The 11,880-nt window shown below is 66.7% G+C and carries 5 protein-coding genes; 3 read left to right on the top strand and 2 right to left on the bottom strand.

The features are described from left to right. Nucleotides 1-5 precede the first annotated feature (5 nt). Nucleotides 6-1,373, bottom strand: a complete 1,368-nt coding sequence (locus N825_RS06930; RefSeq protein ID WP_051511667.1) for a glycosyltransferase family 4 protein — start codon at nucleotides 1,371-1,373, stop codon at nucleotides 6-8. Between the two features lie 398 nt (nucleotides 1,374-1,771). Between N825_RS06930 and N825_RS06925 the strand changes: the two genes are divergently transcribed. Genes N825_RS06925 through N825_RS06915 form a run of 3 tightly spaced genes read left to right on the top strand, consistent with a single transcriptional unit; the run spans nucleotide 1,772 to nucleotide 6,875 of the window. After that, nucleotides 1,772-3,109 carry a putative O-glycosylation ligase, exosortase A system-associated gene (locus N825_RS06925; RefSeq protein ID WP_051511666.1) on the top strand — a complete coding sequence of 446 codons (1,338 nt, stop codon included), beginning with the start codon at nucleotides 1,772-1,774 and terminating at the stop codon, nucleotides 3,107-3,109. A gap of 33 nt (nucleotides 3,110-3,142) precedes the next feature. Further along, on the top strand, nucleotides 3,143-5,299 hold the full coding sequence (locus N825_RS36260; protein WP_051511665.1) for a glycosyltransferase: 2,157 nt from the start codon (nucleotides 3,143-3,145) through the stop codon (nucleotides 5,297-5,299). Between the two features lie 37 nt (nucleotides 5,300-5,336). Beyond that, nucleotides 5,337-6,875, top strand: coding sequence for a glycosyltransferase family 39 protein (locus tag N825_RS06915; RefSeq protein ID WP_037448919.1), 1,539 nt, complete (start codon nucleotides 5,337-5,339; stop codon nucleotides 6,873-6,875). 32 nt (nucleotides 6,876-6,907) lie between these two features. On the opposite strand, the gene N825_RS40740 is transcribed toward N825_RS06915, so the two are convergent. Beyond that, nucleotides 6,908-11,656, bottom strand: a complete 4,749-nt coding sequence (locus N825_RS40740) for a carbohydrate-binding domain-containing protein (protein WP_037448917.1) — start codon at nucleotides 11,654-11,656, stop codon at nucleotides 6,908-6,910. Between the last annotated feature and the right edge of the window lie 224 nt (nucleotides 11,657-11,880).

Genomic DNA, 11,880 nt, shown 5'->3' with positions numbered 1-11,880 from the left:
AACTCTCAAGCATCGCGCGGCGTCTGGGTGGCGCAATCAGGGGTCGCGGGTTGCAGGACCTTGACACAGAAATCCAGCAAGCGCTCGAACTGGATGTCCCGTGACAACCCCTCGCGCGCCGTCGGCGGCAGACCTTCCAAGCGGCCGCCATTGGCGTCCTTGGCGGCTAGCCAGCGGCGGATCTGGTCGGCGATGGCGTGCGGGTCGTTGGAGAAGAAGCCGGCGTCGCGCTCCCGGATTAGGCGGGCGGGCACGCCGTCCTCCAGGCCAATGCCCAGGATCGGGCGCAGCACCCCGAAATACTCGAACAGCTTGGCCGGGACGTTGCCCTGCTCGCGCGGGTTGTTCCATTGCAGCAGCAGCAGCACGTCGGATTGGCGCTGGATCTCCAGTGACCGCTTGTACGGAACGGCGGGGTGGACGGTCACCCGGTCGGCCACGCCGGCCCGCTCGGCCGGGGGAAACACCAAGCCGGGATCGCTGCCGTAGAAATCGATCCTGACCCGCGAACGCTCATCCCCCAGCAGGGCCAGCGCCTGGAACAGCGCCGAGGGGTCGCGCCGCCCGGAATAGAGCACGCCGGCATAGGTGATGGTCAGGTCGGCGGAGGCCGGATGCTCCCTGGTCGGCAGTGGGAAATCCTGTGGGTCGTAGCCGTTGTAGATGGTCGCGACCGGCTTGCCGTATTTGGCGCGGTAGAAGGTGGTCCAGGGCTCCGACACGGTCACGATGCCGCTGGCGGTGCCGGCGACCCGGCGCTCCATGCGGTCGAGCAAGGCCATCCGCCAGTCCGGCGCCTCGAAATAGGGATCGTCCGCCCAGCGGTCGCGGAACTCGGCGATCCAGGGCACGCCGAGCGCGCCGCTGAGGTGATGGCCGGCCAGGAACGCGGTGAAGGGCGGTCCGGTCACGTAGATCAGGTCGGGCTTCCAGTCGCGGCAGACGCGCTTGGCTCCCAGGACGGCCCAGGGCAGCCAGCCGACATAGCGATCCGGTAGATTCGACAGATTGAGGTAGAAGTCGCTGACGGTCGAAAGCACGCGGCCCACCAGCGACGCCCGGCCGGCACCCGCTCCGCCGCCACCTCCGGCACCCACCCCCGCGCCGGAACCGGGCGTCGGGGTGCGGCGGAGCAGCCGGTTTCGCAGGTTGCCGATCACGTCGATCGGCCGGTTGACGTCGACCGCGCGGGTATATGTCACGCGCTCCGGCGGGATTTCCAACGGCAGCGTCTTGGCGAGGTCGGGCTCGCGCGCGGTGACGACCCGCACGTCGATGTCGTGGCGCATCAGGTATTTGGCCAGCTTGCCGACACGGATCGCGCCGATCGTGTTGGACGGCGGGAAGTACCAGGACAGGATCAGGACCTTCATGGGATCTCCGCCGCTCCGGTCGCCGCCGTCACGCCGGGATGCCGAAACCAGGGGCTGATCAATCGTCGAAGAAGCAAACCCAGTCAACCTCGTTCCTTTCGGGCCCGATCCTTCAGGCGGCTCCACGGGACAAACGAACGGCGGGCCTGGAAGGATGCCGTGGGTCGCCCGGATTTATCGCCATGCGGCATCAAACACACCCGTGACGTTGCCATGCAAAAAGTCAAATGGGGCCAATAGGGCGAAATGGGCTTACTTCCAAGTTCAAATTGACCCTCCCGTGGTCCGGCACCGTAAATGACGCCGCCACCCGGGCCGCTCCCTGGATTGATCAGGCTGGATGCGGGTCTTTTCGCTTAATTGTAGTCATATTGGAATTTGTGGTGGACGGGAACTGAATGCGCTCCCTCATTCTGTTCATGTGCTTCGTGATCCTTTGCGTGGTGTCGCTGACCGTACCTTCCGTCGGCGTGCTCACCTGGGGTTGGATCGCGATCATGAGCCCCCACCGCCTGACCTGGGACTTCACCTACACCCTGCCGTTGAACATGGTCATCGTCGCGATCACCTTCATCGCCTGGATGGTGTCGCGTGAGCGGAAATACCTGCCGATGAACGGCACCACCGGGCTGATCCTGATCTTCATGGGTTGGCTGACGGTGACGACCCTGACCTCGCTGGCGCCGACCAATTCGTGGTTCTACTGGAACCTCCACATCAAGAACCTGATCTTCGCGCTGGCGGTGATGGCGATCATGCGGACCCAGGTCCGCATCCAGGCGCTGATCTGGATGATCGCGCTGTCGATCGGCTATTTCGGGGTCAAGGGCGGTGGCTTCACCCTCGTCAACGGGGGAGCCTACACCGTGCTGGGGCCGCCGGAGTCGGTGATCGAGGATCGCAACCACTTGGCGCTCGCCTGCTGCATGGTGATCCCGCTGCTGAACTACCTGCGGCTGACCACGGCCAACCGCATGATCAAGATCGGCTTGGTCCTGGCGATGGCCCTGACCGTCGTCTCGGTGATCGGCAGCTATTCGCGCGGCGGCTTCATGGCGCTGGCGGTCACCGCCTTCGTGTTCTGGCTGCGCTCGTCGGGCAAACTGCTGACGGCGGTCATGATAATCGGGCTCTTCATCCCGGCCATGACCTTCATGCCGCAGGAATGGAAGGAGCGGATCACCTCGATCGAGGATTTCCAGAGGGACGAGTCGGTCCGGGGCCGTTTCGACGCCTGGAACTACGCCACGCGGGTGGCGCTCGACCGTCCGTTGATCGGCGGCGGCGTGGCGTCGACCGAGAACGTGTTCGTGTTCCAACGCTACGTTCCGGGCCGGCCGCCCCGCGCGGCGCACAGCATCTATTTCCAGGTGCTGGGCGACCAGGGCTTCATCGGGCTTGGCATCTTCCTGATGATCGGTCTCGCCGGCTGGATCAACAGCCGCAAGATCATCATCCTCGGCAAGAAGCGGGCGGAATACGGCTGGGCGGTCGAGTTGGGCCGGATGATGCAGGTCAGCTTCATCAGCTATCTCGTCGCGGGCGCCGGGTTGTCCATGGCGTATTATTCGGTGTTCTTCGTGCAGGTCGTGATCGTCTCGACCGTCAAGGCGATGCTGCTGCAAGCCGAGCGCCAAGCCGCCCAGGCACAGGCCCCCGCTCCGGCACGGGTCAGCCGCGGCGGCTTCCTGCGGCCGCCGCCAACGCCGTCTCCCACGCCGGCGCCGGCGAACTGAGCCCCGAAGCTGGAACCAAGCGCTGAATCAGACATGATCGTCGTGACCGAACCGATCATCTGGGGCGACGAGCACGTCCCGGTGAACACCGGACTGCTCGAAACGGTGGCGCGCGCGTTCCCCGACGAGCCGGTGTCCTTCCACGCCGAGGCGGGCCACCTGGAGAGGGTTCGGGCCTTGATGGATCCGGTCGACCGCGCGCGGGTGGATTTCCAGACGATATCCCCACCGCCCCGCTCGGCTCCTTTCGCGAAACGCTTCGCCCACGATCTGGCGCTGATGGGCCGGCTGCTGGACTTGGCCGCCGGATCGCACCTGATCCTCGCCAGTTCGTTCCCGTCTCTGATCACGGCCCTCAAGGTCCAGGCGCTGAAGATCCGGGGTGCCAGAGCGCGGGCGCTCGACGTCCATATCGTGCTGCACGGCAATCTGGCGGCCCTGTGGTCCTGGCGGTCGCGCAACCCGCTGACGCGAATGACGGACATGAGGTCCGCCATGTCGCTGCCCAGCCGCCTGCCCGTCCGCTACTTCGTGATGGAACCGCCGATCCGCGACGAGTTGCTGGCGACGCTGCCCAAGCTGCCGCCAGACGCGGTCCGGCTGTTGCCGCATCCGGTCAGCACGGCCGAGGCCGCCACCGTCGTCCTTGACGGGGCGAGCCTCGAGATGGGCGAGCCGATCCGGATCGGCTTCATGGGAGCGGCGTCGCGCGAGAAGGGCTTCCTGAGCTTCCTGGAGATCGCGCGCCGGGCCGCCCGGCCGGGCGTCGAGTTCCACGCCATCGGCAAGCTGGCGCCGGATCTGGCGGGAGCCGACCTGGAGGCCGGCATGGCGGCGCTGACGACCCGTCCCGCCACCGGCAAGCTCGATCGCGCCAAATATGTCCAGCGGTTGTCGCGCATGCATTACGTGTGCATGCCCTATTCGGGAGGGCATTATCGCTACTCCCCGAGCGGGGTTCTGGCCGACGCCCTGGCGCTGGCGCGGCCGATCCTCGCTTTCGACCTGCCCATTTTCCGTGACCTGTTCGACCGCTTCGGCGAGGCCGGGCACCTGTGCCGCGACGAAGAGGAGATGATCGCCGTGATCCGCGATGGCCTGAACGACCCCGCCCGCCACAACGCGCAGGCGACGGCCATGGCCGCAGCCCGAGCGCCACGATTGGCCGGCCAGCTCAAGGATACCCTGCGCGGCGCCCTGAAGGGCGGGCCCAAAGCCGAGCGGATGACCGGAACCCACGCCAGACCTTCCGGGCCGCCCCGCTTCAGCGTCGTGATCCCGGCGTACCAGCGGGCGGATCGGTTGGTTGCGACCATTCGCTCGGTCCAGGCCCAAAGCTATCCCGCCCACGAGATCATCGTGGTGGACGACGGCTCGACCGACGGGACGGAGGCGCTGGTCAAGAAGCTGGCGGCGTCTGACGGCCGTGTCCGTTTCGTCTGGCAATCCAACGCTGGCGTCGCCACCGCCCGAAATCGCGGCATCCGCATGGCGACCGGCGACTGGATCGCCCTGCTCGATTCCGACGACACCTGGCTGCCGGACAAGCTGGAGAACGCCCGCGCCCTGATCGGCCGGGCCGACGACATCGATTTCGTCCATTCCCGTTGCGTCCACGATTTCGAGGTCGATACCGGCGCCTCGTCGCCGTTTCCGCTGACGGCCGAACAGAAGTGCGAACCGCTGACACTGCTTGACGGCTGGCATATCAAGACATCCAGCGTGATCCTGCGCCGCTCCCTGCTGGAACGGCTGGGGGGGCTGTTTCCCACCGATCTGCGGACCTGCGAGGATTACGAACTGTTCTGGCGCGCGGTGATCTCGGCGCGGCGGATCGCCTTCTCGGCCGAGCCGGATACCGTGATCGGCAACCTGCCGACCAGCCTGTCGCGCGCGAACGACCGGGTGGTCTCGCGCATGCTGGACAATGTTCGCGCCATGACCCTGGTGATCCGCTGGCTGGGCGATCAGCCGGGACCGCTCCAGGACCAATCCCTGCTGATCCTGAAGCGCCGGCGCTATTGGGCCGCCCGGCTGGCGCTGACCCGCGCCGCGCGGGACGGCAGCTTCGTGGAGGCGCTGCGGACCCTGCTGCGCGATGGGCACGGCTTGACGCGCGGCGAGGTCGGACGGGCCGTCGTGTCCGCCGGCCGCGGCATCGTTCGGGGCGAGAAACCGCTCGGCCTGTGACGCCGCCGCATATTTTCCCGAAGTGGAGACCAGCCCCATGACCGTGGAAACCTCCGTCGCGGCCCGATCCCGCTCCCACCCCGTCTTGAACGCCGCGGCGGTGCCGCTGGCGATCGTCGCGCTGGCCCTGACGGCCCGGCTCGCCGCCTTCGACGGACATCTGTGGTACGACGAGATCTATGGCGCGGTGTTCTCCGCCCTCGGCCCGGTCGACATGCTGGTCGCGATCCTCCGCTTCGACCTCCATCCACCGCTGTATTATCTCCAGCTCGGCCTATGGGCCCTACCGTCGGGCGCCGATCCGTGGCTGGCGCTCAACGCGCTGGCCTGGAGCCTCGCCGCGCTGGCCGGCTTGTATCTTGGAGCCCTCCGGGTCTTTGGCCGGGACGTGGCCGCCGGGGCGGCGGCGCTGTTCGCGCTGATGCCGATGGCGATTTACGAGGCCGATCAGGTCAGGATGTACGCCTTCCTGATGGCGCTGGCGGTGGCGGCTTGGTACGGGATCGAGCGTCTGGCCGACGAAAGCGGCGCCGCGGCGTGGAAACGCTGGGCGGTGCTGGCCGGGGTCGCGGAACTGGCCATCGCATACACCCACGCGACGGGCATGCTGATGATCCCGGCTTTTCCGGCATATCTGGCGCTCCGCGCGTGGGAGGCGGGTCCGGGCCGGCGCGGCGCCTTGCTGAAGCGGGCCGTCCTGCTCCACGCCATCATCGCGGTCGCCAGCCTGCCGGCGCTGGGCAACAGCATGGTCCGTTCGGTCAGCCACACCTCGGCGCCGTCGGCCTCGCAGGTCTGGTCGACGCTGACCCAGCTGGTGGTCGGGCCGCCGTCCTGGATCGCGGCGGCGCTGATGGCGCTGGTCCTCGCCACCCTTCTGGGGGGAGCGGTCGCCGACCGGCGGGTCCGCGCCCTGACGCTCGCCTTCGTGGTGCTGCCCCCAGCCCTGCTGCTGGCGATCAGCCACGGCTTCCGCCCGGCGTGGCACATCCGGGCCCTGCTGTTCTCCGAACCGCTGGTGGCCCTGGCGCTCGCCGCCGCGGTCGTGGCGCTGGCGGAACGGATGCGCGCCGCGGCGATGGTGGTGGCCGCCGTGCTGGCGATGGGTTTCGGGGTCCAAGCCGCCGTTCAGGTGGCGCGCGCCGGCAAGAGCGACGATTTTCCGGCCGCCGCCGCCTTCCTGGATAGCCGGCGCGAGGCGGGGGACGCGGTGATCGCCCCGGACACGACCGTGTTCTGGGGGCTGGCCCGTCAGTATCTCGGCCCCGATTGGGGCTCGCCGCTCCGCGTCCAGGCGAGCGACCCGCCGGAACGCTGGGCGGACATCCGCGCCAAGCTGGGACCGGAGTGGTGGCGCCGGCTGGGACTGGAGGCCGAGGGCGACGCCGCCGGCCCCGACGGCCGCCGCCTGCTGGTTGGCTGGGGCGCCCTGCCAGAGGCGACGGCGGCTCCCCGGATCTGGCTGGCCCAGGTGCCGCCGCTGGAAATGGAACCGCTCGCCAAGCTGGGCTGGCGAGCGGTCGAGGAACATGATTTCAAGGGCTTGAAGCTGTCGCTGTGGCGCCCCGCCCCCTGAGGCGCCCCCTAAGGCGCCTAGGTCGGGACGCCTCAGTTCATGATCACCATGTCGGCGTGCAGGTGCGAGGGTTGCACGCCGACCAATAGGATCTCGATGCCGCCACCCAGGTGAAGCACGGCGTCGCCGTCCTCGTTCGCCGTGGCGGTGGATATGACCTGGGCCGCCGTCTTCAACCCGTTGTTGTTGAGGTTGGCTTTGATCTCCAGGTGATCCTGGCCGTACTGGAAGTCGGCGATGGTGTCGCGGCCCCCGGCGTCGGCACCGAACACGAAGGTGTCTTTGCCGGCGTTGCCCTTCAGATAGTCGTTGCCCAAACCGCCGATCAGGCGATCGTTGCCGTCACCTCCGTACAGGAAGTCGTCGCCGGGTCCGCCGGACAGGGTATCGTTGCCCTCGGCACCGAACAGGAAGTCGATGCCCTTGCCGCCGGTGATGGTGTCGTCTCCGAGCGATCCGTGGATCAGTTCGTTCTTGTCGGTGCCCGTGATGGTCTGGCGGCCCGACGAGCTGGTGATCTTGATGTCGGCCAGTTCGAGCAGGCTGCCATCCGACAGCTTGGGCGCGATGTTCCAGGTCGGGTCGTAGAACCACGCGGCGGCGCCCTTGGCGTGCACGATCGACTTGGTCAGGAAGCCATAGGCCTCCATCGCGTCGGGCGACTGGGTGGCGGTGAAGATCGAGGCGACCGCCGCGCGGGCGTTGTTGGCGTAGCCATAGGGGGATCCGGGCGAGCCGAGGATGCCTTCCTCCGGGGCGGTCGGCGAGCTGCCGAAGCTGCTCTTGAACATCTCCGCCCAGGTCGTGTAGTCGGCCCCGCCGCTCTTCCCGTGGATGTTCAGGGTGTACGCCGCGCCGAACCGGGGATCGAAGCCCTTGTCGGCGTTGATGAAGCGGCCCGACAGGAACGGGTCCATCCATTCCAGCATCTGGCGGGCCGCGTCGCTGCCGCGCTCGGCGGCGCCGCTCAAGGCGATCGCCACGAAGTCGAGCTGCCAGACCCGAAGCTCGCCATCATAGCCGGCGTCGGGTAGGAAGCCTTCCAGTTCGCCGTATTTGTCCGCCTTGCCCTCGACGATGTAGCGCTGGACCAGCCCCTCCATGTTGCTTTCCAGATAGTGCTCGAAATAGGTCTTCATGTCGCTGTCGTCGGGCGTGATGTAGGCCGCGTCGCTCAGGTTGCGCCATGTCCAGGCCCGGCCGCGCACCTGGTCGAAGTCCAGGAACCCTTCCTCGTAACCGCGATAGTGAGGGGCGAAGGCCGCCAGAGAATAGGCGGTCTGGGCGGTCAGGCCGTCCAGGTAATACTGCGAGCCGGTGACCAGGTATGGCAGGTAGTTCAGGGCCGGCTGGTGCGAGGTGTCCATCTCCCAGCCGACGCTGTAGCCGGCGGCGAAGCCGTTTGTCAGCCCGTCGGAGCCGAACTGCGGCCAATTGGTGCGGCCGTCCATCCACAGCTTGGGATGCTGGTCGATCCTGAGATACTCGCCGGTCGCCTCGTCACGGTAGTGCCACGGGATGCTGCCGCTGGCGTCGGCGTTGGCGAGCATGGTGTCCATCGCCTTGGCGTCCTGGCTCGCCAGATAGCGCGCGTTCCAGGTCGGCATGATGCCGATGTCGGCGCGGCCGCCCACGTCGGACATCTTCTTGTAGATCATGGCGTTGCCCATCGGGTCGGTGTCCGCCCCCGTTGGCAGGCCGACGCTGCTGGCGAGCACGCCCATGGAGCTGTCGATCGCGGGCACCGCGCCGGTCTTCTCCAGGTAGTCCACGTCGTAGACGACATGGGTGCCGGGTGCCCCGCCGGACCAGATCTCCTTGTGCCAGGTGGTGTTGCGGTAGTGCGCGATGCCGGCCATCGAATAGGCCACCTTGCCGTGGTCGAGCACCTGGACGTCGTAGTTGTGGAAGGTTGGAACGCCGGCCTTGTAAGAGCTTTCGACGCCCATGATCACGTCGGTCCGCACCGTGCCATCCTTGAAGGCGCGGATGTCCAGCGTGACGTTCAAGTGGTCGTTGATCGCCTTGACCACCCGGAATTCGCTGGCCAGCGGTCCGCTGATCCAGGTCGTCAGGGTGCCGGCGGCGATCGCCTTCGACAGCTCGGCCGCCGCGTCGACCGAGATCTTGCTGACGGTTCCGTCGGCGTTCCTCATCGTCAGGTTGATATCGACGTCATAGCCGTGGGCCAGGATATCGGCGGCCTTGATCGCGGCACCGGCCGGCGGGGCGGACGCCAGTTTGAGCATCACATCGACCTTGGCCCCCGCCGCCAGGGCCGGCTCGGCGATGGTCAGCAGGGCGTGGCGGACGGAGCCGTCCTGGTGGGTCGCCTTGACATCCAGTTGGACCGGCACCTCGCGCCCGTTGATCACGGCGACCAGGTATTTGCCCGGCCCGACGTCGCCCTCCTTGAAGACATGGCCGAAGGTGATCTCGCCGGCGGCCTGCGCCTTGGTGGCGCTTTCGTTCTGAAGCTGGAGCGAGACGATCCCACCCGACTTGGTGGCATCCGCCAGATCGGGTGCCTTGATCAGCGCCCCCGTCGGCTTGACCTCGACGACGGCGGGCAGGATCGTCACCGCCGGGCCGTTGAAGACGAGGCTGCCGGCCCAGTTCATCGACTGGGTGCCCGTGATCGTGCTGAGGCTCGACCGGACATAGGTCGCGTCCTCGGCCTCCAAGCGGGTGCCATTGACCTCGATATAGTCCACGAACAGGTTGCGGTCGCCGCTGGCCGAACTGTCGTTGGTGTAGCGCAATTCGATCTTGGTCCCCGCCGTGGTGCCGGTGGGCGGCGTGAAGCTGAAGGTCTGCCAGTCCCCCGTGGCGTGCGACGCCGTCACCGACGTGGACGAGCCGACCTTGAGGCCGTTGACGTAGAGGTCGAATTTCGGCGGGACGCCGCCGGCCGTGTCGCCCGACGCCTTGACCGTGATCAGGCCGGAGCCGGAGCCGGTCTCCGTGCCTCCACCATTCCCCGTGCCGCCCCCCGTACCAGCCTCAGCGCCTGGGCTGGGAGCCGGCGCCTCCGCCCCCGTGACGAAGGTCAGCTTGCCACCCCACAGCAGCCCTTCCTGACCGGTGATGGTGGTCTTGCCGTTCCGCTCGTACTTGCCATCGCCCGGCAGGTAGCGGGTGCCGCGAACATCCATGTACTGGATGTAGAGGTTGCGGTCGCCGCCGCTGTCGCCCAGGTCGTTCTCGTAGCGAAGCTCGACCTTGGCCGGATCGACGCCGCTCGCCAGCTTGAAGACCACGTCCTGCCACTGGCCCAGCTTGTGCGACGCCTGGACCGCGACCGACTGGCCGATCTTCTGGCCATCCAGGTAGAGGCCGAACGTGGCGGCGCCCTTGTAGTTGTCGCCGGAGACCCGCACCACGATGTCGTCGCTGACTGCCTTGGCGAGTTGCACCTCGACCTTCTTGGAGGTGGTGGCGGCGCTCTGGTTGGAGGTCTCGACCGAGCGGGCCGCGACATTGAGCGAGAAGCTGTTGGCCAGCCCCGCCGGCAGGATCATCCTCAGCCCGGCCAGATCGGGCGGCTGCAGGATCCAGTTTCCGGCGTCGTCCAGGTGGCCCGCCGTGAAGGTGACCCCCTGCGGGACCGCGCTGACCATCACGGTGAGGTTTTCGGAACCGTCGAGATCGACAAGGTTCGCGGCGATATCGATGGGCACTATTGTCGTCTCCGTCGTCTTGACCACGGCTCGGAGAGTGCCATCGACCGAAAGCAGGGGTTTGTCCGCCACCGCCGAGACCTCGACCGACACGGTACCCGTCGTGGTTCCGTGCTCGCCGTCGCTCAGGCTGTAGGTAAAACTATCCTCGCCGCTCCAATAGTCCTTCGGGATATAGGTCAGGGTACCGTCGGCATTGATGGTAACCATCCCGTTGGCCGGTTGTGCCACGCCGGTCAGGTGAAAGGTCCCGCCGGCCGGCACCGTGTCGTTGGCCAGCGCGTCGACCACCACCGCCGACCCCTCCTTGGTGCCGGCCCTGTCGGATGACGCGACGGGCACCAGATCCTTCAGATCCACCGTGCCGTCGGCGAATTTCAACTTCTCGATATTGGTCAGGTGATCCGTGGCGCCGGCACCGGTGACGATGACGGAGCCGTCGGCCTGGGCGGTGACCGTATGGTCGGCGCGGCGCCCGAGATATCCCGCCGTGTCGATGCCGGCGCCGCCATCCAGCGTATTGGCGCCGGTGCCACCATGAAGCAGGTCGTCGCCGGCGCCACCGATCAGCGTGTCGGCCCCGCTCCCCGGAGCCCACGCGGGATGCGTCGCGGCCGGATACTTGGAGACGTCGAAGTTCAGCGAGCCGCCCCACATCATGCCCGACTGGCCGGCCTGCTTCTTCCAGCCGAGATCGTAGGTCGACTGTTCGGGCGCCAGGGAGACGCCGTTGACCTCGATGCCGTCGATCCAAAGATTCCGATCCTTGGATGGGGCGCCCCCAAAGACGTCGTTGACGTATTCGATCCGGATCTTGGCGGCGCTCGACAATCCCGCCTTCGAGAACTCGTAGTCCTGCCACACGCCATCCTTGTGAAGGGCGGTGACCGTCACATCGCCGAGCAGGACGTTGTCCGCCCATACCCGCATCCGCGGCGCTCCCTGGTACAGGTCCGCCGAGGCTTTGACGCGCAGGGTGAAGGGTTCGGTGACCGTCACCGGAAGCCCGTCGCCCCACAAAACGTCGTTGCCCGAACCACCGGTGAGAACGTCGTTGCCGCCGGTGCCGACAAGGGTCTGGCCAACCGATTGAGCAATCATGATACGGATACCTTGCTTGAGATTTTTCTCTGGCGCGGTCGACGCGTCCAAGATATCCCAAGCATACCCATCCCAAATTAATGATCAGTAAAAGCAACTCTCCTTTCAAATCGCAATCCAATACACATGGTTTATAGAGCATTAACTATAGGGTCTCATTTATATGCTGAAGCGTTTTGATTTATTCCGATATTTATCACAGCTTCCACATCATGTTTACCAGC

It is taken from the genome of Skermanella stibiiresistens SB22, from assembly GCF_000576635.1.
In the GTDB taxonomy this organism is placed as follows: domain Bacteria; phylum Pseudomonadota; class Alphaproteobacteria; order Azospirillales; family Azospirillaceae; genus Skermanella; species Skermanella stibiiresistens.
The sequence above is the reverse complement of the archived record's forward strand: the minus strand, read 5'-3'. Positions and strand labels throughout refer to the sequence as shown.